The sequence below is a fragment of the Staphylococcus sp. HMSC14C01 genome, from assembly GCF_001808085.1.
In the GTDB taxonomy this organism is placed as follows: Bacteria; Bacillota; Bacilli; order Staphylococcales; family Staphylococcaceae; genus Staphylococcus; species Staphylococcus hominis.
In genome coordinates, this window is sequence record NZ_KV792048.1 from 102,259 (window position 1) to 126,803 (window position 24,545).

24 protein-coding genes are annotated in these 24,545 nt (G+C 31.1%); all 24 read left to right on the forward strand.

Going from position 1 to position 24,545, the window contains the following annotated elements:
* The first annotated feature begins 19 nt into the window (after positions 1-19).
* Entirely contained in the window at positions 20-154 is a 135-nt protein-coding gene (locus HMPREF3131_RS08785; protein WP_070436685.1) for a beta-class phenol-soluble modulin, read from the forward strand.
* 42 nt (positions 155-196) lie between these two features.
* Positions 197-331 (forward strand): beta-class phenol-soluble modulin, encoded by a 135-nt coding sequence (locus tag HMPREF3131_RS08790; RefSeq protein WP_002488710.1) that lies wholly within the window; start codon positions 197-199, stop codon positions 329-331.
* 125 nt (positions 332-456) lie between these two features.
* Positions 457-1,146: a YjjG family noncanonical pyrimidine nucleotidase gene (locus HMPREF3131_RS08795; RefSeq protein ID WP_002448764.1), complete on the forward strand. Its 690-nt coding sequence runs from the start codon at positions 457-459 to the stop codon at positions 1,144-1,146.
* Between the two features lie 380 nt (positions 1,147-1,526).
* Complete coding sequence (gene bshC / locus HMPREF3131_RS08800) at positions 1,527-3,140, forward strand: bacillithiol biosynthesis cysteine-adding enzyme BshC (protein WP_049379535.1); 1,614 nt, start codon at positions 1,527-1,529, stop codon at positions 3,138-3,140.
* Between the two features lie 142 nt (positions 3,141-3,282).
* A complete protein-coding gene (gene mraZ / locus HMPREF3131_RS08805) occupies positions 3,283-3,714 on the forward strand; it encodes a division/cell wall cluster transcriptional repressor MraZ (protein WP_017174536.1) in 432 nt (143 codons plus the stop codon).
* 14 nt (positions 3,715-3,728) lie between these two features.
* Positions 3,729-4,664 (forward strand): 16S rRNA (cytosine(1402)-N(4))-methyltransferase RsmH, encoded by a 936-nt coding sequence (gene rsmH / locus HMPREF3131_RS08810; protein ID WP_017174537.1) that lies wholly within the window; start codon positions 3,729-3,731, stop codon positions 4,662-4,664.
* 13 nt (positions 4,665-4,677) lie between these two features.
* Positions 4,678-5,079 (forward strand): cell division protein FtsL, encoded by a 402-nt coding sequence (gene ftsL, locus HMPREF3131_RS08815; RefSeq protein ID WP_017174538.1) that lies wholly within the window; start codon positions 4,678-4,680, stop codon positions 5,077-5,079.
* Positions 5,060-7,306: a penicillin-binding protein gene (locus tag HMPREF3131_RS08820; RefSeq protein ID WP_048762358.1), complete on the forward strand. Its 2,247-nt coding sequence runs from the start codon at positions 5,060-5,062 to the stop codon at positions 7,304-7,306. Before ftsL ends, HMPREF3131_RS08820 begins: the two co-directional genes overlap by 20 nt.
* A gap of 174 nt (positions 7,307-7,480) precedes the next feature.
* A complete protein-coding gene (gene mraY, locus HMPREF3131_RS08825; RefSeq protein WP_017174540.1) occupies positions 7,481-8,446 on the forward strand; it encodes a phospho-N-acetylmuramoyl-pentapeptide-transferase in 966 nt (321 codons plus the stop codon).
* A gap of 1 nt (position 8,447) precedes the next feature.
* Positions 8,448-9,794, forward strand: a complete 1,347-nt coding sequence (gene murD, locus HMPREF3131_RS08830) for a UDP-N-acetylmuramoyl-L-alanine--D-glutamate ligase (RefSeq protein ID WP_017174541.1) — start codon at positions 8,448-8,450, stop codon at positions 9,792-9,794.
* An 18-nt stretch (positions 9,795-9,812) separates the two neighbouring features.
* Positions 9,813-10,958 (forward strand): cell division protein FtsQ/DivIB, encoded by a 1,146-nt coding sequence (locus HMPREF3131_RS08835; RefSeq protein WP_019835559.1) that lies wholly within the window; start codon positions 9,813-9,815, stop codon positions 10,956-10,958.
* Between the two features lie 103 nt (positions 10,959-11,061).
* Positions 11,062-12,495 carry a cell division protein FtsA gene (gene ftsA / locus HMPREF3131_RS08840; protein ID WP_019835560.1) on the forward strand — a complete coding sequence of 478 codons (1,434 nt, stop codon included), beginning with the start codon at positions 11,062-11,064 and terminating at the stop codon, positions 12,493-12,495.
* Positions 12,496-12,524: 29 nt separating this feature from the next.
* Positions 12,525-13,703, forward strand: coding sequence for a cell division protein FtsZ (gene ftsZ, locus HMPREF3131_RS08845; RefSeq protein ID WP_017174544.1), 1,179 nt, complete (start codon positions 12,525-12,527; stop codon positions 13,701-13,703).
* A gap of 154 nt (positions 13,704-13,857) precedes the next feature.
* Entirely contained in the window at positions 13,858-14,688 is an 831-nt protein-coding gene (gene pgeF / locus HMPREF3131_RS08850; RefSeq protein WP_048685142.1) for a peptidoglycan editing factor PgeF, read from the forward strand.
* A gap of 62 nt (positions 14,689-14,750) precedes the next feature.
* Positions 14,751-15,425: a YggS family pyridoxal phosphate-dependent enzyme gene (locus tag HMPREF3131_RS08855; RefSeq protein ID WP_017174546.1), complete on the forward strand. Its 675-nt coding sequence runs from the start codon at positions 14,751-14,753 to the stop codon at positions 15,423-15,425.
* 5 nt (positions 15,426-15,430) lie between these two features.
* On the forward strand, positions 15,431-16,021 hold the full coding sequence (gene sepF, locus HMPREF3131_RS08860) for a cell division protein SepF (protein WP_002455458.1): 591 nt from the start codon (positions 15,431-15,433) through the stop codon (positions 16,019-16,021).
* Positions 16,022-16,043: 22 nt separating this feature from the next.
* Positions 16,044-16,340: a YggT family protein gene (locus HMPREF3131_RS08865; protein WP_002455457.1), complete on the forward strand. Its 297-nt coding sequence runs from the start codon at positions 16,044-16,046 to the stop codon at positions 16,338-16,340.
* Between the two features lie 75 nt (positions 16,341-16,415).
* Positions 16,416-17,189 carry a YlmH family RNA-binding protein gene (locus HMPREF3131_RS08870; protein WP_029376746.1) on the forward strand — a complete coding sequence of 258 codons (774 nt, stop codon included), beginning with the start codon at positions 16,416-16,418 and terminating at the stop codon, positions 17,187-17,189.
* A 63-nt stretch (positions 17,190-17,252) separates the two neighbouring features.
* The gene (locus HMPREF3131_RS08875; protein WP_049382509.1) at positions 17,253-17,933 is read left to right on the forward strand and encodes a DivIVA domain-containing protein; all 681 of its coding nucleotides are present in this window, start codon (positions 17,253-17,255) and stop codon (positions 17,931-17,933) included.
* Between the two features lie 219 nt (positions 17,934-18,152).
* The gene (ileS, locus tag HMPREF3131_RS08880) at positions 18,153-20,903 is read left to right on the forward strand and encodes an isoleucine--tRNA ligase (RefSeq protein ID WP_070436687.1); all 2,751 of its coding nucleotides are present in this window, start codon (positions 18,153-18,155) and stop codon (positions 20,901-20,903) included.
* 196 nt (positions 20,904-21,099) lie between these two features.
* Positions 21,100-22,515, forward strand: a complete 1,416-nt coding sequence (locus HMPREF3131_RS08885) for an NAD(P)H-binding protein (protein ID WP_070436746.1) — start codon at positions 21,100-21,102, stop codon at positions 22,513-22,515.
* A 192-nt stretch (positions 22,516-22,707) separates the two neighbouring features.
* Positions 22,708-23,502: a VOC family protein gene (locus tag HMPREF3131_RS08890; protein ID WP_017174552.1), complete on the forward strand. Its 795-nt coding sequence runs from the start codon at positions 22,708-22,710 to the stop codon at positions 23,500-23,502.
* A 4-nt stretch (positions 23,503-23,506) separates the two neighbouring features.
* Positions 23,507-23,983: a CHAP domain-containing protein gene (locus HMPREF3131_RS08895; RefSeq protein ID WP_070436689.1), complete on the forward strand. Its 477-nt coding sequence runs from the start codon at positions 23,507-23,509 to the stop codon at positions 23,981-23,983.
* An 84-nt stretch (positions 23,984-24,067) separates the two neighbouring features.
* Complete coding sequence (gene lspA, locus HMPREF3131_RS08900; protein ID WP_048762366.1) at positions 24,068-24,544, forward strand: signal peptidase II; 477 nt, start codon at positions 24,068-24,070, stop codon at positions 24,542-24,544.
* Position 24,545 lies beyond the last annotated feature (1 nt).

Consider the following 24,545-nt stretch of genomic DNA (forward strand, 5'->3'; position numbering starts at 1 on the left):
AAAGAATGGAGAAATTCAAATGACTAAATTAGTAGAAGCAATTAAAAATACAGTAGACGCAGCACAAAGCCAAGATTGGACAAAATTAGGTACAAGTATTGTTGACATCGTATCAAATGGTGTAAGCATTCTAGGTAAATACTTAGGATTCTAATGTAATAACATTTAAAAATAAAAAAAGAATGGAGAAATTCAAATGACTAAATTAGCAGAAGCAATTGCAAATACTGTAACAGCAGCACAAAATCAAGATTGGACAAAATTAGGTACAAGTATTGTTGACATTGTATCAAGTGGTGCAAGTGTATTAGGTAAAGTATTTGGTTTCTAATACTTAATAGCAAGTATTCAACACTTAAGGATTAATCCTTAAGTGTTTTTATTTTTTGGCATTATTTAATGAATCATGACAAATCTGCTAAAATAATATACATATTATAATTTAGGAGTATAAAAATGAAATACGATACTATTTTACTTGATTTTGATGATACAATTGTGGACTTTTTTGATGCAGAAGATCGAGCATTTCATCAAATGGCACATCATTTCGGTCATTATCCAACTGAAGAAGATTTTCAATATTTTAAGAAAGTAAATCAAAATCATTGGGAAGCATTTCAAAAAAATGAACTATCTAAAGAAGAAGTATTAACACATCGTTTTATTAATTATTTTAAAGAGTATGGCATAGACGTAGATGGTAAAAAAGCCGATGTTTTATTTAGAGACGAACTAGCTAAAGCACCATTAAAATTCTTCAACTCTACTTTAGAAACAATTGATCGATTAAGCCAAGAATGTGAATTGTTTATTGTGACTAATGGTGTTACAGATACTCAAAAACGTCGTATTGCTCAATTAGAGTTTAAAGATATCTTATCTGGAGTATATATATCAGAAGAAACAGGATATCAAAAACCTATGAGTGAATTTTTTGATTATATCTTTGAGAGAATTGGTGAAGAAAAAAGAAAGACTTCAATAATAGTAGGAGATTCTCTTACATCAGATATACTAGGTGGAAAAAATGCTGGTATTACAACATGTTGGTTTAATTATCGTAATAAAGAAAATAACAGTGATATTGTACCGGATTATGAAATACAATCTTTGTATGAATTGGTTAATTTAGTGGAAGAATGATTAATAACAGACCTGAGCTAAATGGCTCAGGCTTATTTATGCAAATAGCGTTTATAGCTTAATGATTTGGAAACCATACTAGTATATTGAACCCTTATGCAAATCTTTATTATTAATTTCTTTTTCTTTAAATTCCTCAAATAATTCAACAGTTTTTTTAATTTATTTAAAGATGTTGAACTTTGCTCATGTTTTCATTATCATTTAAATTCTTTATATATATTGTATCGTCATTAATATACGATTTTCATTTAATAACATATTAATTACTTATAATCTGATAAAATGGATTTGAATTTCAATATTTAAGCCGTAAAATTGTCATCTAAGGATATAATCTTTATACTGAATAAGTAATGTTATATTGAAGGAGTAAGGGAATGAACTGTAAAGTAACTAATTTTCAAGAAAAAGATTCATTTATTACTAAGTTAGAAAACAGTGATGAAACATTATTGAAATTTTATCAATATAATCCAGTCAAACCATCTAGTTTTAATCAAAGAATGAATCGTCCTAATAATGGTAGAGAGCAACAACTTGCTCAAGTGATTAAATCATATATGTCAGATTTGAATATAACAGAAATTCAACAGACTCATCTTACTGCACTCAGTGAAGGAGCTAAAGTGGTAATTGGGGGCCAGCAAGCTGGTCTTTTTGGTGGACCTTTATATACGTTTCATAAAATTCTTTCAATTGTTAATTTAAGTCGTGAGTTAACTGAAACATACCAACAAACAGTTGTACCTGTTTTTTGGATTGCTGGTGAAGATCATGACTTTGAAGAAGTAAATCATACGTATGCTTATAATGCAAAAGACGCTCAATTACATAAAGTAAAATATCATACAATGACATCGCCTGAAACAAGCGTCTCTCGCTATATTCCAGAAAAGGAACAGATGATTGAAGCACTTAATCAATTTTTTAAAGAATTAAAAGAAACGAAACATACTAACGCACTTTATCAAGTATGTTTAGAGATTATAGAAAAGTACAATAATTGGACTGATATTTTTAAAGGGTTACTTCAAGAAGTATTTAAAGATTACGGTGTACTATTTATTGATGCTCAATATGAAAAAATTCGTGAATTGGAGAAGCCATTATTAAAAAATATTATTCAAAAACATAATGAAATTAACCAGGCGTTTAGAAAAACACAAAAATTAACTACGCAATCAGGTTTAAACAAAATGATTGAAACAGATACCAATGTCCATTTGTTCCTTCATGAAGATAGTATGCGTCAACTAATTATTAAAAAAGATGATGTATTCAAATTGAGTAAATCAGATATTACATATAATAAAGATGAATTGTTAAAATTAGTTGAAAAAGAACCAACTCGTTTTTCTAATAATGTTGTAACTAGACCAGTAATGGAAGAATGGCTATTTAATACGGTAGCTTTTATTGGAGGACCAAGTGAAATTAAATACTGGGCTGAATTGAATGAAGTATTTAAAATTTTAGATGTTGAAATGCCTATTGTTTTACCAAGAATGAAAATCACTTATTTACCAATTAGAATAGAAAAGCTAATTAATCAGTATAAGTTAAATGCTGAAAATGTTATTATGAACGGTATAGAAACGGATAGAGAAAACTTCGTTCGTAGCAAAGCCTCAGATACATTTATTAAAAAAGTAGAGTCTTTAAAAGAGAATCATGCCAAAATATACGAATTACTTCTTAAAGAAGTGAATGATAATCATGACAATATCAATTTAGTAAAGAAAAATTATGACATTCATAATAAACAATTTGAATATTTATTAAACCGATATTTACTTAACATTGAAAGAGATAACGATATAAGTATGAAACATTTTAGAGAGATTGAACATGTATTGCATCCAATGGGTGGTCTACAAGAAAGAATTTGGAATCCACTTCAAATGATGAATGAATTTGGGATAGATGCGTTCAGTCCCTCCACTTATCCTCCACTTAAATATACATTTAATCAAATAGTTATAAAACCTTAATTTGTAAGGGAGAGACCCATATTATTTAAATAGATAATATGGGTCTTTTTATGTCAAATTAAAGAATTTTAAGATATTTTACATAATTAGTGGAGGATAGTGGTGAGATGTGGTAAATTATTAATAAGGTGAGGTGGTAATAATGTTCATGGGAGAATACGAGCATCAATTAGATGCTAAAGGACGTATGATAATTCCATCTAAGTTTAGATATGACTTAAATGAACGTTTTATTATCACACGAGGCCTTGATAAATGTTTGTTTGGCTACACGCTTGAAGAATGGCAACAGATTGAAGAGAAAATGAAAACCTTACCTATGACAAAAAAAGACGCACGTAAGTTTATGCGTATGTTCTTCTCTGGAGCTATCGAAGTAGAGCTAGATAAGCAAGGGCGTATTAACATTCCTCAAAATTTGAGGAAATACGCAAATTTAACAAAAGAATGTACGGTAATAGGTGTCTCAAATCGTATAGAGATTTGGGATAGAGGAACTTGGAATGAATTTTATGAAGAATCAGAAGAAAGTTTTGAAGATATTGCCGAAGATTTGATAGATTTTGATTTTTAATGGAGGAATTTATAGTGTTTCATCATGTAAGCGTTATGCTAAAAGAAACAATAGATGAATTAGACATCAAAGAGGATGGCATATATGTAGATTGTACGCTTGGTGGAGCCGGTCATGCACTCTATTTATTAAATCAATTAAACGATGACGGTAGGTTGATTGCAATCGATCAAGATACTACTGCCTTAGAAAATGCTAAAGAAGTACTAAAAGATCACTTACACAAGGTCACGTTTGTACATAATAACTTTAGAGAATTAACTGATATTTTGAAAAATTTAGGAATTGAAAAAGTAGATGGTATTTACTATGACTTAGGTGTTTCAAGTCCACAACTTGATATACCTGAAAGAGGATTTAGTTATCATCATGATGCAAAGTTAGATATGCGTATGGATCAAACGCAAGAATTAACTGCATATGATGTTGTTAATGATTGGTCTTATGAAGCATTGGTTAAAATCTTTTATCGTTATGGAGAAGAAAAGTTTTCTAAACAAATAGCGAGAAGAATAGAAGCACACCGTGAACAACAACCTATTGAAACAACATTAGAGCTTGTAGATATTATTAAAGAAGGTATTCCAGCTAAAGCTCGAAGAAAAGGTGGTCATCCTGCTAAACGCATTTTTCAAGCGATAAGAATAGCAGTGAACGATGAACTATCTGCGTTCGAAGATTCAATTGAACAAGCCATTGAGCATGTTAAAGTAAAAGGTAGGATTTCAGTCATTACTTTCCATTCTCTGGAAGATAGACTATGCAAGCAAATTTTCCAAGAATACGAAAAAGGACCTGACGTGCCTAGAGGGTTACCAATTATTCCTGAAGCTTATACACCTAAGTTAAAACGAGTAAATCGTAAACCAATTACTGCTACAGATGAGGATTTAGACGAAAATAATAGAGCACGTAGTGCAAAATTACGTGTTGCTGAAATATTAAAATAAGGAGTAATTGAGGATGGCTGTAGAAAAAATTTACGAACCATATGAACACATTCAGCACACTAGCATACCGAAAGAACAACCAAAAACACAATCTGAGACGAAAACAGTAACTAAAAAGGTTGTTGTTCAACTTACGCGATTTGAGAAATTTTTATACATAACGCTTGTCACAGCAATTGCTGTTCTAGCAATCTATATGCTATCTTTAAAAATGGATGCATACGATACAAATGATAAAATTGCCGAGTTAGATCAAAAGATTGAACAACAATCTAATGAAAACAATGCAATTCAATCTGAAATTAAGAAAAATTCTTCTTATGAGCGCATTTACGATCAGGCTAAAAAACAAGGTATGAGCCTAAAGAACGATAATGTAAAGGTAGTGCGTACTAATGGCGAAGCGAAAAATTAAAATTAGAAAAAATAAATTAGGAGCAGTCCTCCTTGTTGGATTATTCGGACTGCTCTTTTTTGTATTGGTTTTAAGATATTCATATATCATGATAACTGGACATTCAGATGGACAAAATTTAGTGATGCGCGCTAATGAAAAATATCTCGTAAAAACGCAAGAACAGCCTGAAAGAGGGAAAATTTACGATAGAAACGGTAAAATTTTAGCCGAAGATGTTCAACGATATAAATTAGTAGCTATTATTGATAAAAATGCTGGAGAAGTTGGTGATACACCAAGGTATGTTAAAGATAAAAAGAAAACAGCAAAACAATTATCAAAAATTATTGATATGAAACCTGATGAAATTGAAAAACGTCTTAATCAAAAGAAAGCCTTTCAAGTTGAATTTGGACAGAAAGGGACAAATTTAACATATCAAGATAAAGTTAAACTCGATAAAATGGACTTACCAGGCATCACCTTATATCCAGAAACTGAACGATTCTATCCTAACGGTAATTTTGCTTCTCATTTAATTGGTATGGCTCAAAAAAATCCTGATACCGGGGAATTAAATGGTGCATTAGGTGTAGAAAAGATTTTTAATAGTTATCTAAATGGACAGAAAGGTTCGCTATCTTATATACATGACATTTGGGGTTATATTGCACCAAACAGTAAAAATGAAAAAGCGCCAAAACGTGGTGATGACGTTCATTTAACCATTGATTCAAATATACAAGTATTTGTCGAAGAGGCCCTTGATGATATGGTGAAACGATATGAACCAAAAGATTTATTTGCAGTGGTTATGGATGCGAAAACAGGAGAAATTCTTGCATATAGTCAACGTCCAACGTTCAACCCCGAAACGGGTAAAGACTTTGGAAAAAAATGGGCGAATGATTTATATCAAAATGCCTATGAGCCTGGGTCAACATTTAAATCATATGGATTAGCAGCTGCCATTCAAGAAGGTAAATTTAATCCTAAAGAAAAATATGAATCTGGTCATCGTGATATTATGGGTTCAAGAATTTCTGACTGGAATAAAACCGGTTGGGGAGAAATTCCAATGTCATTAGGTTTCACTTACTCATCTAATACATTGATGATGCATCTTCAAGATTTAGTTGGTGCTGACAAAATGAAATCTTGGTACGAGCGCTTTGGTTTTGGTAAATCAACAAATGGCATGTTTGACGGAGAATTAAAAGGAAATATTGCTTGGTCAAATGAATTACAACAAAAAACATCAGCATTCGGTCAATCGACTACAGTGACACCTGTACAAATGATACAAGCACAATCAGCTTTCTTTAATAAAGGAAATATGTTAAAACCTTGGTTTGTTCAAAGTATAGACAATCCAATTTCAAAGAAAACATTCTATAAAGGTGAAAAGAAAATAGCTGGAAAACCTATTACTTCAGAAACTGCGGATAAAGTTGAAACAGAATTAGATAAAGTAGTAAATAGTGATAAAAGTCATGCTTCCAATTATCGTATTGATGGTTATGATATTGAAGGGAAAACAGGTACTGCTCAGGTCGTTAATGAAAATGGTAGTGGATACGTTAAAGGAGCAAATCCCTACTTTGTAAGCTTTATGGGAGATGCGCCAAAAAAACATCCAAGAGTTATTGTTTATGCCGGTATGAGTCTTGCTCAGAAAAATGACCAAGAAGCATATGAATTAGGGGTAAGTAAAGCTTTTAAACCTATCATGGAAAATACACTTAAGTATTTAAATGTAGGCTCTAAAAAAGATGAGACTCAATCAGCACAGTATAGTAAAGTGCCAAATGTTGTAGGGCAACCAAGTCAAAAGGCACAAGATAGTCTTAAAGGAAAAGATTTACAACCTGTCATTATTGGTAATGGTAATACAATAAAAGCTCAATCTACTAGAGCTAATACAAAATTATTACCGAATAGTAAAGTGTTAGCAGTGACAGACGGCGATATTACTATGCCCAATATGAAAGGTTGGACAACAGACGATGTCCTAGCCTTCCAAGAATTAACTGGAATCAATGTTACGACTAAAGGCAGTGGATACGTAACAAAACAATCTGTAGCGAGTGGGTCAACACTCAAAAGTAATAATAAAATTGAAATAGAATTATCTACTGATGATCCTAATGATAGTACATCCTTAACTGATTCGAGTGGCTCTGATTCAAATAACACTTCAGATAATTCAACTGATACAACGTCTAATGATAAAAACGATTCATAAGAACAAATGACGTCGTTTTAAATGATAATAAATAAGGTGTCATATATTATGTATACCTTATTTATAATCTCATTTTCTTACATAATATATATAAAATTAGTTTGAAAATTGATAAGATTATAAAGGAAATAAAGTGAAAAACGAATAAATTTAAAATACATAAAGGAGATTACCATGCTTTTTATATTTGCGATTATCGCATTACTTATCACATTTATTTTAGTTCCTGTACTTATACCGACACTTAAAAGAATGAAATTTGGGCAAAGTATCCGCGAAGAAGGCCCTCAAAGTCATATGAAAAAAACGGGTACACCAACCATGGGTGGTTTAACATTTTTAATTAGTATTATTATTACATCTATTATTGCTATATTTTTCACAGATCATTCCAATCCCATTATTCTATTACTCTTTGTCACAATAGGATTTGGACTCATTGGCTTTATTGATGATTACATTATTGTAGTTAAAAAAAATAACCAAGGACTTACAAGTAAGCAGAAATTTTTAGCTCAAATTGCAATAGCAATTATATTTTTCATTCTAAGCGATGTTTTTCATTTAATAGAATTTTCAACAAGTATAAATATTCCATTTACTAATTTTGGAATTCCATTGTCGTTTGCGTACGTTATTTTTATTGTTTTTTGGCAAGTTGGGTTTTCAAACGCAGTTAATTTAACTGATGGATTGGATGGATTAGCAACTGGCTTATCAATTATTGGATTCACTATGTATGCAATTATGAGTTTCATGTTAAATGCCCCTGCAATTGGTACTTTTTGTATTATTATGATTTTTGCATTACTCGGTTTCTTACCGTATAACTTAAATCCAGCCAAAGTATTTATGGGAGATACAGGAAGCTTAGCATTAGGAGGTATTTTTGCTACAATTTCAATCATGTTAAACCAAGAATTTTCATTACTTTTTGTAGGTTTAGTATTTGTTATCGAAACATTATCAGTAATGTTGCAAGTATCATCTTATAAATTAACTAAAAAAAGAATCTTTAAAATGACACCAATTCATCATCATTTTGAACTTAGCGGATGGAGTGAATGGAAAGTTGTTTCAGTATTTTGGCTTGTGGGCTTAATTTCAGGATTAATTGGATTATGGATAGGAGTGCATTAGAATGCTAAATTATACAGGATTAGAGAATAAAGATGTTCTTGTAGTTGGATTAGCAAAAAGTGGTTATGAAGCTGCTAAGTTATTAGTTAAATTAGGTGCAAATGTAACTGTAAATGATGGGAAAGATTTATCTAAAGATCCCCATGCAAAAGACTTAGAAACATTAGGTGTGAAAATTGTTGATGGTGGTCATCCATTATCATTACTTGATAGCAACCCGATTATTGTTAAAAACCCAGGTATACCTTATACAGTTTCAATTATTGATGAAGCATATCAACGAGGCCTTAAAATTTTAACTGAAGTAGAATTAAGTTATTTAATTTCTGAAGCTCCAATTATCGCTGTGACTGGTACAAATGGTAAAACAACAACAACTTCTCTCATTGGAGATATGTTTAAAAAAAGTAGATTAACTGGAAGACTTTCAGGAAATATTGGGTATGTTGCTTCTAAAGTAGCTCAAGAAACGTCACCTGATGAATATCTAATCACTGAATTATCTTCATTCCAATTACTTGGCATTGAACATTACAAACCTCACATTGCCATCATTACAAATATCTATTCTGCTCATTTAGATTATCATGAGTCATTAGAAAATTATCAAAATGCGAAGCGACGTATTTACAAAAATCAAACAGAAGATGATTATTTGATTTGTAATTATCATCAACGTCATTTAATTGAAACTGAAAATTTAAAAGCTAAAACATTATATTTTTCTACTCAACAAGAAGTAGATGGCATCTATATTAAAGATAATTATATCGTTTATAATGATGTTAACCTTATTAATATTGATGATTTAGTTTTACCAGGAGAACATAACTTAGAAAATATTTTAGCTGCTGTTTTAGCTGCGATACTTGCAGGCGTACCAATTAAGGCTATCGTAGATAGTTTAACAACATTCTCAGGTATTGAACATCGATTACAATATATTGGAACGAATCGAACAAATAAATACTATAATGACTCTAAAGCAACCAATACATTAGCAACACAGTTTGCTTTAAATTCATTTAAACAACCTATTATCTGGTTATGTGGTGGTTTAGATCGAGGTAATGGATTTGATGAATTAATTCCTTACATGAAACATGTTAGAGTAATGGTAGTTTTCGGTGAAACTCAAGATAAATTCGCTAAATTAGGTAATAGTCAAGGTAAAGAAGTAATCAAGGCAGTTGATATAGAAGATGCAGTAAAAAAAGTTCAAGATGTCATTGAACCTAATGATGTTGTTTTACTTTCACCAGCATGTGCAAGTTGGGATCAATATAAAACATTTGAAGAACGCGGCGAAAGATTTATTGAAAGTTTCCGTGCATACCTACCATCTTAATTAAAGGATGTGAAGTAATTGGATGATACAAGGGGCAATAGAAATAAAAAGATTCGTTCTATCAAGCGTTCATTTGATAAAGACAAAACTGAATTAGAAAATGATAAAAATAAAAAAATTAAAGATGATGTTAAATCAAAAGATAGACTCCAAAAAGAAAAGAATCTTTCAAATGATAGAAGGTCAAATAAATCTTTAAATTCTTCGAAAAATAAAGGTGAAAATTTAAAGAAAGAAGTAAAAACAAGGTTAAGAGAAAAGCGCAATAAATTTCAAAATGATAAATATAGTCACTTAACGGTAGCTGAAAAACGAGAACAACAAAAGATAGATAAAAGAAAGCGACAAAAACGTATCCAATATATTATTGTTACTACTTTAATACTTTTAATTATATTATTTCTACTATATATGTTTACACCATTAAGTAGAATTTCTCATGTTAATATTAGTGGTAATCATAATGTAAGTGATAGCCAAGTTGAAAAAGAATTAAATATCAAAAAAGGATCACGCATTTATACTTTTAGTAAAAGCAAAGCTATCAATAATTTAAAGAAAAATTCATTAATCAAAGATGTTCAGATTAATAAACAGTTGCCTAATACTTTAAATGTTAAAATTATTGAAAATAATTTAGTAGGTATTGTAAAAGATAAAAATAAATATGTGCCAATAATTGAAGGAAATAAAAAATTAGACAATTATAATGGTGATATTGCGAATAGTGCACCTGTATTAGAAGATTTTAAAGGTGACAATTTAAATCGTATCACGAAAGCATTATCTAAAATGTCTAATGAAACGAGAGATATGATTTCAGAAATAAAATATGCACCTTTGCAGAATCAACAAAATCGAGTCCTTTTATATATGAAAGATGGCATGCAAGTAGTAGGAGACATCAATACTCTAGCTAACAAAATCGAGTATTATCCTCAAATGTCTCAATCTCTTGCAAAAGATAGTTCAGGTCAATTAAAAACACAAGGATATATTGATTTATCTGTAGGAGCATCATTTATTCCATATAATGAAAATAGCAGTATTAATTCTAAGTCCGATCAAAATGTTCGTCAAAAAACACAGCAAGAAACAGAAGCAAAAAATGAATTACAAAGTGCATTAAATAAAATAAGCGAACAATCGGATACAAATAATTAAAAAATTTCGATAATAATATGTGTTTATAGTTCACAAGCTAAACGACGTATTGTAAACTAAATATAGTGTATTTTAATAGTATTTTGTCAGGAGGTGCCTATCTATGGAGGAACATTACTATGTAAGCATAGATATTGGTTCATCAAGTGTTAAAACAATAGTAGGCGAAAAATTTCACAATGGTATTAATGTGATAGGTACAGGGCAAACCTACACTAGCGGTATTAAGAATGGATTGATTGATGATTTTGATATTGCGAAACAAGCAATTAAAGATACAATTAAAAAAGCTTCTATCGCATCAGGTGTGGATATAAAAGAAGTTTTCTTAAAATTACCTATCATTGGTACTGAAGTGTACGATGAAGAAAACGAAATTGATTTTTACGAAGATACAGAAATTAGTGGATCACATATTGAAACAGTATTGGAAGGTATACGTCAAAAAAATGATGTACCTGATACAGAAGTTATTGATGTGTTTCCGATTAGATTCATTGTAGATGGAGATAACGAGGTTTCGGATCCTAAAGAACTCATTGCAAGACACTCGTTAAAAGTAGAAGCAGGTGTTATTGCAATTCACAAGTCAATTCTAATTAATATGATTAAATGTGTAGAATCTTGTGGAGTAGATGTATTGGACGTCTATTCAGATGCTTATAACTATGGCTCTATTTTATCTGCAACTGAAAAAGAATTAGGTGCATGTGTAATTGATATTGGTGAAGATCTCACTCAAATCGCCTTTTATGAACGCGGTGAACTTGTAGATGCCGATTCAATTGAATTAGCTGGACGTGATATTACAGATGATATCGCAGAAGAATTAAACACTACATATGAAACAGCTGAAAAAATTAAACATCAATATGGACATGCTTATACACAATCAGCGTCTGATCAAGACGTTTTCAGTGTTGATCAGGTAGATAGTGACGAATTAGTAGAGTATACTCAAAAAGATTTAAGTGCAGTTATTGAAAGAACAGTGCAAGATATCTTTGATGAAGTATTTGATGTGTTGGTAGATTTAGGATTAACTAAAGTAAATGGTGGATTCATTGTTACAGGTGGTTCTTCAAACTTATTGGGCATTAAAGAATTACTAAGTACAATGGTTAATGAAAAAATAAGAATCCATACACCTTCTCAAATGGGAATTAGAAAACCTGAATTTACTTCAGCGATTTCTACAATATCTAGTAGTATCACATTTGATGAATTATTAGATTATGTTACAATAAATTATCAAGATAATGATGAATTTGAAGAAGAAGTCATTGAAAATGACGAACACAATCATACTTCAAAATCAGGTGGCTTTGACTGGTTTAAACGTAAATCTAATAAAAACGAAGACACTGACGAAAATCATCAGCCGGAAGTACGTGAAAAAGCGGAGAAACATGATGATTATGAAACGTATGATGAAAACAACCATCAAGATGGAACACATCATTATGATGATGAACATGAAAAATCTGATAAAGAAGAAAGCAAATTTAAAAAGCTTATGAAATCTCTATTTGAATAATTGGCCATTAAGACTAGGAGGAAAAATAAATGTTAGAATTTGAACAAGGATTTAATCATTTGGCGACATTAAAAGTCATCGGTGTAGGTGGCGGCGGTAACAACGCTGTTAACCGCATGATTGATCATGGAATGAACAATGTTGAATTTATTGCAATTAACACTGATGGGCAAGCTTTAAACTTATCTAAAGCAGAATCTAAGATACAAATCGGTGAAAAATTAACACGTGGTTTAGGTGCAGGTGCAAATCCAGAAATTGGAAAAAAAGCTGCTGAAGAATCACGCGAACAAATTGAAGATGCTATTCAAGGCGCTGATATGGTATTTGTTACTGCTGGTATGGGTGGCGGTACTGGTACAGGTGCTGCACCAGTAGTTGCTAAAATTGCTAAAGAAATGGGAGCATTAACAGTAGGTGTTGTAACTCGTCCATTTGGCTTCGAAGGACGTAAACGTTCTACACAAGCAGCAGCAGGTGTTGAAGCAATGAAAGCGGCAGTTGATACATTAATTGTTATTCCTAACGATCGTTTATTAGATATTGTTGATAAATCAACTCCTATGATGGAAGCATTTAAAGAAGCAGATAATGTTTTACGTCAAGGTGTTCAAGGTATCTCTGATTTAATCGCTGTATCAGGTGAAGTGAACTTAGACTTTGCTGACGTTAAGACAATTATGTCTAACCAAGGTTCTGCATTAATGGGTATTGGTGTATCTTCAGGCGAAAATAGAGCAGTGGAAGCTGCTAAAAAAGCTATTTCATCTCCATTACTTGAAACATCAATTGTTGGTGCTCAAGGTGTGTTAATGAACATTACAGGTGGAGAATCTTTATCTTTATTCGAAGCCCAAGAAGCAGCTGATATTGTACAAGATGCAGCAGATGAAGATGTAAATATGATTTTTGGTACTGTAATTAATCCAGAATTGCAAGATGAAATTGTTGTAACAGTAATCGCAACTGGATTTGAAGATAAACCAACATCTCAAGGACGTAAAGCGTCAAGTACTGGTTTTGGTTCAAGTGCAACTTCTAGTACATCAACTCAAAGTGCACCAAAAGAAGACTCATTCACACATAGTACATCTAATTCACGTCCTTCTGATGGTCTAAGCGAAAGAAGTCATACTACTAAAGATGATGATATTCCTAGCTTTATTCGTAATAGAGAAGAAAGACGTTCTAGAAGAACTAGACGCTAATATTAAAGTATAAATATAAAGAAAGGAGCAGTGATTTCTGAGGAGAATGCTGCTCTTTTTGTTTTGTTTAATTTAAAAAGAAATATGTTATATAATACATTTATCTACATCTTTTAATCGAAATGCTGATAAAATATAAAACAATAGTCTAGGTATGACTATTCTTAAAAGTGAAGGTGGTTTTCACAACGTGGAAAAATTTATAAAACAGCCACATTATTTGAGTTATACATCACAATATGATCAGTTAACACTTGGTTTTACTACACGCGAAGATGGAAAGAGTCCATATCCAAGAGATGCATTTAATATGGCACGTTATATTGATGATGAACCTAGTTATGTGACGCATCATCAAGAGATATTAGCTAATGCTATCAACTTTCCTACACAACAATGGGTTTTTCCTATTCAAACACACGAAAATAATATCGCTCACATTACTAAAGCACATTGTGGCGCTAATATTAAGACATTAGGTAATGAATTATATGGAATTGATGGTATGTATACTTATGATTCAGATATATTATTAACGATGTGTTATGCTGATTGTGTACCTGTATATTTTTATAGTGAAAAACATCATTTTATCGCTCTAGCTCATGCGGGGTGGAGAGGAACATATGGTCAAATAGTAGTAGAAATGCTTAAATATGTAGAATTTGACTATCAAGATTTAAATGTAGTCATAGGTCCAGCGACTTCTTCAACCTATGAAATAAATGATGATATTAAAAAGAAATTTGAAACATTGCCTATTAATTCTGACAAATATATTGAAACACGAGATACTGATCGACATGGTATTGATTTAAAATTAGCCAACGCTTTATTATTAATAAATAGTGGCGTACCAGCTGAAAATATTAACATTACAAAATATACTACGTCAGAAGACTTATCGCTTTTTTTCTCTTATCGTGTTGAAAAAGGTAAAACTGGCAGGATGCTAGCATTTATAGGTCAAAAAGGAGAAGTGTAGTGTAATGCAGTTATATCACTATAATCCTTTATGTCATTACAAAGTTAAGAGGTTGATATATAATGAAAGTGACAGAAAATTTAGAAAAAATACAAACGGAAATTAATCATCATCTTGAAAAAAGTGTGATTAAGACCGCTCCAAACGTGATTGCAGTAACAAAATATGTTACAATAGACCGAGCAAAAGAAGCGTATGATGCTGGTTTAAGACACTTTGGAGAAAATAGAGTAGAAGGTTTTCTAGAAAAAAAACAAGCCTTACCTAAAGATGTTACAATGCATTTTATCGGTTCACTACAGTCTAGAAAAGTAAAAGATGTGATTAATGACATCGATTATTTACATGCACTAGATCGTTTGAATTTAGCAAAAGAAATTAATAAAAGAGCAACTCACACTATTTCATGCTTTATCCAAGTGAATGTTTCTGGTGAAGAAACTAAACATGGTATTGCGCTTAGTGAAGTTAATGATTTTATTGAACAAATTAAAGCATTCGACAATATTAAAATTGTTGGATTAATGACAATGGCGCCTTATACCGATGATAAGGACTACATACATCAGTTATTTAAACAATTGAGATTAAAACGAGATGAAATTAAAAACCTTAAATTAAATTATGCACCATGTGAATATTTATCTATGGGAATGAGTAATGATTATACTATTGCTGTAGAAGAAGGTGCTACATTTATAAGAATAGGGACTAAACTTGTTGGAGAAGAGGAGTGAGCCCCGTGGCTATCAAGGATTTATTTAATAATTTTTTCCTAATGGAAGATGAAGAAGAAGTCGAAAGCCCTGCTGAAAGACAACAGCGTGTAACACAAAATGAAGAAAATCAAAATCGTAATATGCAACAGCAACCTATTGAAAGAACACAGAATAATCAAAATCACTTAAAAACTGTACCTCAAAAGAAAGTATCAAAAAATTACAATACTGAAGAAAGGAATTATCGTATGGGAAATACATCAAATAAGTCTAATTCAAAAAATGTTGTTACTATGAATCAATCAGCTGGTACAGGTTATAGTAATTACGAAAATTCAAAAATGTGCTTATTTGAACCTCGTGTATTTTCAGATACTCAAGACATTGCAGATGAACTTAAAAATCGTCGTGCGACATTAGTTAACTTACAACGTATTGATAAAGTATCAGCGAAACGTATTATTGACTTCTTAAGTGGAACAGTTTATGCCATTGGCGGAGATATACAACGTGTAGGTGCTGATATCTTCCTTTGTACACCTGATAATGTTGAGGTGGCAGGTAGTATTACCGATCACCTTGAACAGATGAATACACAACAACATTACGAATAATTTAAGGAGTAGAATATAATATATGGATGTTGGTATATTAGCTAGTATATTTAACTTTATATTATTACTAGTTCAAATTTATTATTGGGGAATGATTATTTATTTCTTTACTTCATGGGTTCCAACAATTAGAGAATCTAAATTTGGATCATTTTTAAGTAAGATATATGAACCTTTCTTAGAGCCATTTAGAAAGATTATTCCACCCATTGGTATGATTGATATTTCATCAATTGTAGCATTATTTGTACTTGTATTATTTCAATATGGATTGAAAAGTATTTTTGATATGATATTAAATTATTTAATACTAAAATAATTTTATAATAAGTTAGTAGAGCCTGTGATATGCATAATGTCTCAGGCTCTTTAACACTTAAAAGAGGAGGCGTTAATCATCGATATTTATCAGCACTTTAGAAATGAAGAACAACCACTTATTGATCAATTATTAGATAAATGTGAACAAGTTAATCAACAATATGCACCTGTATTGACTTCATTTTTAGATCCTAGAGGACAATATATATTAGAAGTCATCGTCGGTAGTTTTGAAGATATGAAAGTGAGCTATTTCGGTGGTCAATCGGCAGAAAGAAAGAGAGCAATTATTGCGCCTAGTTATTTTGAACCTACTGAAGGTGATTTTGAAGAAGTATTAATCCAAATTAATTATCCTGAGAAATTTGTGTCTATTCAACATCAACATGTACTTGGAACTTTAATGTCTTTAGGTATAGAAAGAGAACAAGTAGGAGATATACTTGTTGGTGATACGATTCAGTTTGTTTTGACAAAGCAATTGGAATCATATATTATGATGGAATTAACAAAGATTAAAGGTGCTACAGTCAAACTTGATTCTATTCCATTTAAAGATATGATACAATCAAAAGAGAATTGGAATATTCATCATAGTACAGTCAGTGCTTTAAGATTAGATGTCGTTTTAAAAGAAATGATTCGAAAATCTAGATCAATTGCTAAACAATTAATTGAAAAAAAACGGGTAAAAGTGAATCATACTTTAATCGATTCTCCCGATTTTCAACTTCAAAACAATGATTTGCTCTCTATTCAAGGATTTGGACGTGCTCGAATTATTGATATAGGTGGCAAAACTAAAAAAGAAAAAGTTCATATAACGTATCAAACACTATTTAAGTAAATGATATTGATTGATAAATAATAAAAACACCTTTATGATGGTTTGTTTTAAGGAGGATAACAGATGGCTTTTACACCTAATGAAATAAGAAATAAGGAATTTACAAGAGTGAAAAATGGTTTGGAGCCTGCTGAAGTTAGCGACTTTTTAACTCAATTAAGTAATGAGATTGAAAGACTTAAAGAAGAAAAAAAACAACTTGAAAAAGTGCTTGAAGAGAGAGATACTAATATTAAATCTTATCAAGATGTTCATCAATCAGTAAGTGATGCGCTTATTCAAGCTCAACAAGCTGGAGAACAAACAAAAATTGCTGCCACAAAAGAATCAGAAGCAATTATCTCTAAAGCAAAAGCGCAAGCTGATGTGATTGTAAATGATGCTATTGAAAAAGCACGTCATTTATCTTTCCAAACTGAAGATATGAAACGTCAATCTAAAATATTTAGATCAAGATTTCGTATGCTTGTAGAAGCACAGCTGGATTTATTGAAAAATGATGATTGGGATTACTTATTAAATTATGATTTTGATGCAGAACAAGTGACACAAGAAAATATACAGCATTTAAATCCACAAGATGTAAATCCAAATGCGAATAATGAAACTCCAACGAGTGAAACAACTGAGACAGTATCAAATGAGGAAAATCAGTCAATCAATTCTAATGAAACAACTAATACAAGTAAGTCTACATCTGAAAATAAGGATGTTTCAAGTAGCGAATCATCATCAAATAAATAGTTAATAAAATGTCAAACACGTAAAAAATAATAAACTTTTCACAGCGAGTTAGGAGACGGTGCAAGCCTAATATAAGTCTATTTTTTATATCACTGACATATTAAAATTTTATAATATTAAGAAGAGAACTCTAAGTTGAGTTAAGAAGGGTGGTACCGCGGATTTCCCGTCCCTATTAATTGAACTTAGAGTTCTTTTTATATTTAAGGAGTGGAAAATATGAATTACAAAGAAACGTTATTAATGCCAAAAACCGACTTTCCAATGCGAGGAGGTTTACCTAATAAAGAGCCAAAAATTCAAGAGCAATGGGAAGCAAATAATCATTATCAAAAAGCTTTAGAGAAAAATGAAGGAAATCAATCATTTATTTTGCATGATGGCCCACCTTATGCAAATGGTAATCTTCACATGGGACATGCATTAAATAAAATTATTAAAGATATTATTGTACGTTATAAAACGATGCAAGGATTTTACTCACCTTACGTTCCAGGATGGGATACACATGGTTTACCAATTGAACAAGCATTGACTAAAAAAGGCGTTGATCGCAAAAAAATGTCAATTGCTGAGTTTAGAGAAAAATGTAAAGAATTTGCTTTAGAACAAGTTGAACTTCAAAAACAAGATTTTAAACGTTTAGGTGTACGTGGGGACTTTAATAATCCTTATATTACTCTTAAACCTGAATATGAAGCAGCTCAAATTCGTTTGTTCGGTGAAATGGCTGATAAAGGATTAATTTATAAAGGTAAAAAACCTGTTTATTGGTCACCATCAAGTGAATCTTCACTTGCTGAAGCTGAAATTGAATATCACGATAAACGTTCAGCATCTATTTATGTAGCCTTTGATGTTAAAGATTCAAAAGGTACTATCGATGAGGATGCTCAATTTATTATCTGGACAACTACACCTTGGACATTACCTTCTAACGTAGCAATTACAGTTCATCCAGATTTGAAATATGGTCAATATAATGTAAATGGTAAGAAATACGTGATTGCTGAAGCTTTAGCTGAAAGTGTTTCTGAAGCATTAGGCTGGGATAAAGATACTATTCAATTGGAAAAAGAATTTACAGGGAAAGAATTAGAGTATGTTGAAGCACAACATCCTTTCTTAGATCGAGTGTCATTAGTCATTAATGGTGGTCATGTAACAACTGATGCTGGTACTGGTTGTGTACACACTGCCCCTGGTCACGGGGAAGATGACTATATTGTAGGTCAAAAATACGATTTACCTGTCATCAGTCCTTTGGATGATAAAGGTGTCTTCACAGAGGAAGGCGGACAATTTGAAGGTATGTTCTATGATAAAGCAAATAAAGCTGTAACAGACCTTTTAACTGATAAAGGTGCCTTATTAAAATTAGACTTTATTACGCATAGTTATCCGCATGATTGGCGTACTAAAAAACCAGTTATTTTCCGTGCAACACCTCAATGGTTTGCTTCAATTAATAAAGTGAGACAAGATATCTTAGATGCGATTGAAGAGACTGATTTTAAAGTGGATTGGGGTAAAACACGTATTTATAATATGATTCGTGACCGTGGTGAATGGGTGATTTCTCGTCAACGTGTATGGGGTGTACCATTGCCTGTATTTTACGCTGAAAATGGCGATATTATTATGACAAAAGAAACAGTCAATCATGTAGCTGATTTATTTGAAGAATATGGCTCAAATGTTTGGTTTGAAAGAGAAGCTAAAGATTTATTACCAGAAGGATTCACACATCCTGGAAGCCCTAATGGAGAATTTACTAAAGAAACAGATATTATGGATGTTTGGTTTGACTCTGGTTCATCTCATAGAGGCGTGTTAGAAACTCGTCCAGAATTGCATTTCCCATCCGATTTATATTTTGAAGGTAGTGACCAATATCGTGGTTGGTTTAACTCTTCAATTACTACAGCAGTTGCGACTAGAGGACAAGCACCTTATAAATTCTTATTGTCACATGGTTTCGTAATGGATGGCGAAGGTAAAAAAATGAGTAAATCTTTAGGTAACGTTATCGTTCCTAATCAAGTAGTAAAACAAAAAGGTGCAGATATTGCACGATTATGGGTAAGTAGTACAGACTACTTAGCAGATGTACGTATTTCAGATGAAATTTTAAAACAAACGTCTGATGTTTATAGAAAAATCAGAAATACTTTAAGATTTATGTTAGGTAATATTAATGACTTTAATCCTGAAACAGACAGTGTACCTGAACATGAATTATTAGAAGTAGATCGTTACTTATTGAATCGCTTACGTGAATTCACTGCTAGTACTATTAATCACTATGATAACTTTGATTACTTAAATATTTATCAAGAAGTTCAAAACTTTATCAATGTTGAATTAAGTAACTTCTATTTAGATTATGGTAAAGATATTCTTTATATTGAACAAAAAGACGCACATAAACGTCGTAGTATGCAAACAGTGTTGTACCAAATTTTAGTAGATATGACTAAATTACTTGCTCCTATTTTAGTACATACTGCCGAAGAAGTATGGTCTCATACACCACATGTTAAAGAAGAAAGTGTTCACTTAGCAGATATGCCAAAAGTTGTTGACGTTGATCAAGAATTATTAGATAAATGGAATCAATTTATGTCATTACGTGATGATGTAAACCGTGCATTAGAAGCAGCACGTAATGAAAAAGTTATCGGTAAATCTCTTGAAGCTAAAGTAGTGATTGGAAACAATGATCACTTTAAAGCTGCAGAATTTTTACAACAATTTAATGACTTACAACAATTATTTATCGCCTCTCAAGTTGAAGTGACTGAAAAAGTAGACAATGGAAATGAATACCAACATGGTGACATTCGTATTGAACATGCTTCAGGTGAAAAATGTGAAAGATGTTGGAATTATAGTGAAACATTAGGATCTGTTGGTGAACTTGATCATTTATGTCCACGTTGTCAAGAAGTCGTAAAAACTTTAGTTTAATTCAATAGAGATAGAACGCTTGTAACCTAATTAAGGGTTACGAGCGTTTTTTTATAAAGTATATAAATATTAAATAATAATAATTTGAAAATATATCTGAATAGAGTGTCAAGTTTAGATAAAAACGGATGAGGTTATATCAAATAATAAGTGATAGAATGTTTCTCGTAAGTAATATAGGAAGAGAGATAAAATGATGGGTAAGATTTTACTAACAGAGGCTTCTGGATATATTGGTAGTCACTTAAAAGATAAATTAAAAGTTAATCATGAGATTATCGCAATATCAAGAAATGCTCAAAATAAAAAAAATGAAAAAAATGTAACTTGGAAATCAGCAGATTTATTTGATTTAGATGCTATAACTGAAGTAATGAAAGGTATAGATACTGCGATTTATCTTGGTCATTCAATGAAGACAAGTGCTAAACTTACACAGGCTAATTTTGAAGATATGGATGCACTACTAGCTGATAATGTTGGGCGCGTAGCGAAAAAACATGGGGTCAAACACATTATATTTATGAGTGGTATTATCACGAATGATAGTCATTTGTCACTTCACTTAAAAAGTCGGTTAGAATGTGAAAAAATATTAAGATATTATGGTGTCCCTGTAAGCACATTACGTGCTGGGTTAATTATAGATTCAAACGGTAGTTCATATCCTATTTTTAAAAGAATGATAGAGCGTTTGTCAGCAATGATTCTACCGAACTGGGCTTACAATATGATTGCGCCAGTATCTATGGATGATGTTATTGATAAATTAGCTATGTTAGTCGAACGTTCTCCTAAAGAAAATGAAGTATTTAATATTACAAGGCCTAAGGTAATGAATTATCAAGAATTATTTGAACGTATAGCGACTACTCTTGATAAACGTTTGTTTATATTGCACTTACCAACCATCCTTATTCGGTTAAGTCGATGTTGGATTAAAGAGAAAATGAATGGTAAAGAAAATGTGAAAAAAGCACTTAAAGAAAAACAAGATGAACAACAAATAATAACTACAAAACAATCTAAATCTAAATCAAATCAAAATAAGAGAGATGAAGTTAAAGATGTTAGAGCAATGACGCGTTTTAGAATTCCGGAAAGTTATTCGATACAGGATGTAACAAGAGAATATGCAGAATTTATTAATAATATCACGCTCCATTTAGTAAATGGTACCATTAATGAGCATGAATTTAATATTCAATTACCATTAATAAGGAAATGTATTTTAAAAATGAAAAGAGATAATCATGATTCTATTAATGAAATGAGTGTGTATAAAATTGTTGGTGGAGATTTAGCTATGGTTAAAGACAGTAGTAATGCACGATTTGAATTTAGACGTATATTAGATACCAACGAAGGTATTGCAGCGTTGCAAGGATATGAACCAACATTACCATGGGGAGTTTATAAGTTTACTCAAGCCATTGCACATAAGTTTGTGATGGGTGTATTCAAACAGTATATGAATCATTTAGCTAGTTATGAAAAAGATAAACAAGATTTCGTTAATAAAATTTTTACTAATCTTGCTATGACTACTGGTGTAATGTTTGGTGCATGTGTTGGTACAAGAATCTACAATAAAGTTTTAGCTAAAAAATAATGTACTTTATATATATTTAAAAGTTTTCGATGGAAACGCAATGAAGTTCTCTCTATCGAAAGCTTTTTTAGTCTAAATAGTTGAATATTACGCATTAAGACTGATAAAATTTTAAATATTTTATTATAGAATAATCATTAATCATAGCTTTTTTAAATTGAAAGAGAGATTTTAAAATTTAGGAGGTGTCCTATGTTTCATGATAATGATGCACATTTTATTAATGGTATCACTTTAAATGTAAGAGATTTACGTACTTTACAACCGTTCTATGAAGAATTATTAGGGTTTAAAAAAGTGGAAGAGACATTAACCGCTGTCAAATATCAAGTTGGAGACAGTCACCATTATATTACTTTAAGAGAGATAAAGTCTGGACGAAATCCTTTATCTCAAGAAGCTGGTTTATTTTATATAGGAATTCAATTATCCAATAAACAACATCTGGCAGATCTAATTGAAAAGTTAAATGATTATGAGTTACCAATTAATGGTGGAGAACAAAATGTATGTACATTTATTTTTGTCGAAGATCCAGAAGGTCATATGTTTAAATTTTATGTTGATAAAGCGATTTCTGATTGGAAACAAGAAAGTGAATGGATTAGACTCAATATTAAGCCGCTCGATGTTTCTTCATTATTACCATATGCATCCACCATCGGATGGCAAGGTTTACCTAATGATAGTAAAATTGGGAATATTAGTTTAAAAACCATTCGATTAAATGAAGTAAGAGAGTATTATTTAAACCATTTTGGACTAGTACCTTCTGCATATTTAGATGATGAATCGTTTTATTTAGCTTCTGAACAATATTATTGTCATCTTTCAATGAATCAATGGAATTCAAAAATAAAGCGAATAGATAATGAACATACTTATGGTTTATCTATCGTTGACTTTCATTATCCAGAAACACATCATATCAATATAAAAGGTCCAGATGGTATCCAGTTTAGATTTAATTTTATAGAGGTAGAGTGATGAAATGAAAAAATGGATTTTTTTAATGGTGTTTGTGTGCATGATATTTACGGCCGGTGCAGTTTTTGATGGTCTAGACAATCAAGATATGACTGAACCTACAATTCATTTTTGGGAAAAAAATCCTATGAAATATAACACATACGCTAAAGGTCAATGTACTTACTATGTATTTGATCGAGTAAAAGAAGACCATCATTTAATAAGTAACCAATGGGGTGACGCTAAACATTGGGCAAATAAGGCTAAGAAACAAGGGTATACAGTCAATGAAAATCCAACTAAGGGTTCTATTTTACATTATCCAAAAGGAAAACATGGACATGTTGCTTATGTAGAACAAGTCAATAATGATGGCTCTTTAATAGTCTCTGATATGAATTTCAGAAAACCTTACGAAATTACAACACGTTTTGTAGATGTTGATCAAGTCAATCAATTTAATTATATTCATCCTAAAAGTAACACAAATATGACATAGAAGATTGTAGCTTTTTTTATACTAAGTAGTAGGCTATAATGTAGAGTGTTGTCAAAGAGTTGAGGGCTGAATGGAGGCACATGAATGAAAAAGAAATATTATATTGGTTTATCTTTAATAGTAGCCATCGTGATTTTAATTATAGACCAATTAACTAAAAAAATAATTACAGCAATCATGAACATTGGTGATTCTTATGAAGTGATTCCTCATTTTTTAAATATTACATCACATAGAAATAATGGTGCAGCATGGGGGATTTTAAGTGGTAAAATGGGATTTTTCTATATTATTACTCTTATTATTTTAGCTGTACTTATTATATTTTATATTAAAGAAACTAAATATAATGCGTTTATGCAAGTTGCAATTAGCTTATTATTTGCTGGTGCATTAGGTAACTTTATCGATCGTTTATTCAATGGTGAAGTTGTTGATTTCATTGATACAAATATTTTTGGATATGATTTTCCAATTTTTAATATCGCAGATTCAAGCTTAACAATTGGTGTTATTTTTGTCATTATTGCATTGGTTAAGGATGCAACTAAAAAAGAATAGG

Excerpts from the sequence above, each read along its gene's own strand:
- pgeF (WP_048685142.1), top strand. The coding sequence starts at position 13,858 with ATGACTATTCTTAAAAGTGAAGGTGGTTTTCACAACGTGGAAAAATTT.
- HMPREF3131_RS08875 (WP_049382509.1), top strand. The coding sequence starts at position 17,253 with ATGGCTTTTACACCTAATGAAATAAGAAATAAGGAATTTACAAGAGTG.
- ftsL (WP_017174538.1), top strand. The coding sequence starts at position 4,678 with ATGGCTGTAGAAAAAATTTACGAACCATATGAACACATTCAGCACACT.
- mraZ (WP_017174536.1), top strand. The coding sequence starts at position 3,283 with ATGTTCATGGGAGAATACGAGCATCAATTAGATGCTAAAGGACGTATG.
- ileS (WP_070436687.1), top strand. The coding sequence starts at position 18,153 with ATGAATTACAAAGAAACGTTATTAATGCCAAAAACCGACTTTCCAATG.
- HMPREF3131_RS08790 (WP_002488710.1), top strand. The coding sequence starts at position 197 with ATGACTAAATTAGCAGAAGCAATTGCAAATACTGTAACAGCAGCACAA.
- ftsA (WP_019835560.1), top strand. The coding sequence starts at position 11,062 with ATGGAGGAACATTACTATGTAAGCATAGATATTGGTTCATCAAGTGTT.
- HMPREF3131_RS08855 (WP_017174546.1), top strand. The coding sequence starts at position 14,751 with ATGAAAGTGACAGAAAATTTAGAAAAAATACAAACGGAAATTAATCAT.
- HMPREF3131_RS08820 (WP_048762358.1), top strand. The coding sequence starts at position 5,060 with ATGGCGAAGCGAAAAATTAAAATTAGAAAAAATAAATTAGGAGCAGTC.
- ftsZ (WP_017174544.1), top strand. The coding sequence starts at position 12,525 with ATGTTAGAATTTGAACAAGGATTTAATCATTTGGCGACATTAAAAGTC.
- lspA (WP_048762366.1), top strand. The coding sequence starts at position 24,068 with ATGAAAAAGAAATATTATATTGGTTTATCTTTAATAGTAGCCATCGTG.
- HMPREF3131_RS08785 (WP_070436685.1), top strand. The coding sequence starts at position 20 with ATGACTAAATTAGTAGAAGCAATTAAAAATACAGTAGACGCAGCACAA.
- HMPREF3131_RS08865 (WP_002455457.1), top strand. The coding sequence starts at position 16,044 with ATGGATGTTGGTATATTAGCTAGTATATTTAACTTTATATTATTACTA.
- HMPREF3131_RS08795 (WP_002448764.1), top strand. The coding sequence starts at position 457 with ATGAAATACGATACTATTTTACTTGATTTTGATGATACAATTGTGGAC.
- HMPREF3131_RS08885 (WP_070436746.1), top strand. The coding sequence starts at position 21,100 with ATGGGTAAGATTTTACTAACAGAGGCTTCTGGATATATTGGTAGTCAC.
- HMPREF3131_RS08895 (WP_070436689.1), top strand. The coding sequence starts at position 23,507 with ATGAAAAAATGGATTTTTTTAATGGTGTTTGTGTGCATGATATTTACG.
- HMPREF3131_RS08890 (WP_017174552.1), top strand. The coding sequence starts at position 22,708 with ATGTTTCATGATAATGATGCACATTTTATTAATGGTATCACTTTAAAT.
- bshC (WP_049379535.1), top strand. The coding sequence starts at position 1,527 with ATGAACTGTAAAGTAACTAATTTTCAAGAAAAAGATTCATTTATTACT.
- murD (WP_017174541.1), top strand. The coding sequence starts at position 8,448 with ATGCTAAATTATACAGGATTAGAGAATAAAGATGTTCTTGTAGTTGGA.
- mraY (WP_017174540.1), top strand. The coding sequence starts at position 7,481 with ATGCTTTTTATATTTGCGATTATCGCATTACTTATCACATTTATTTTA.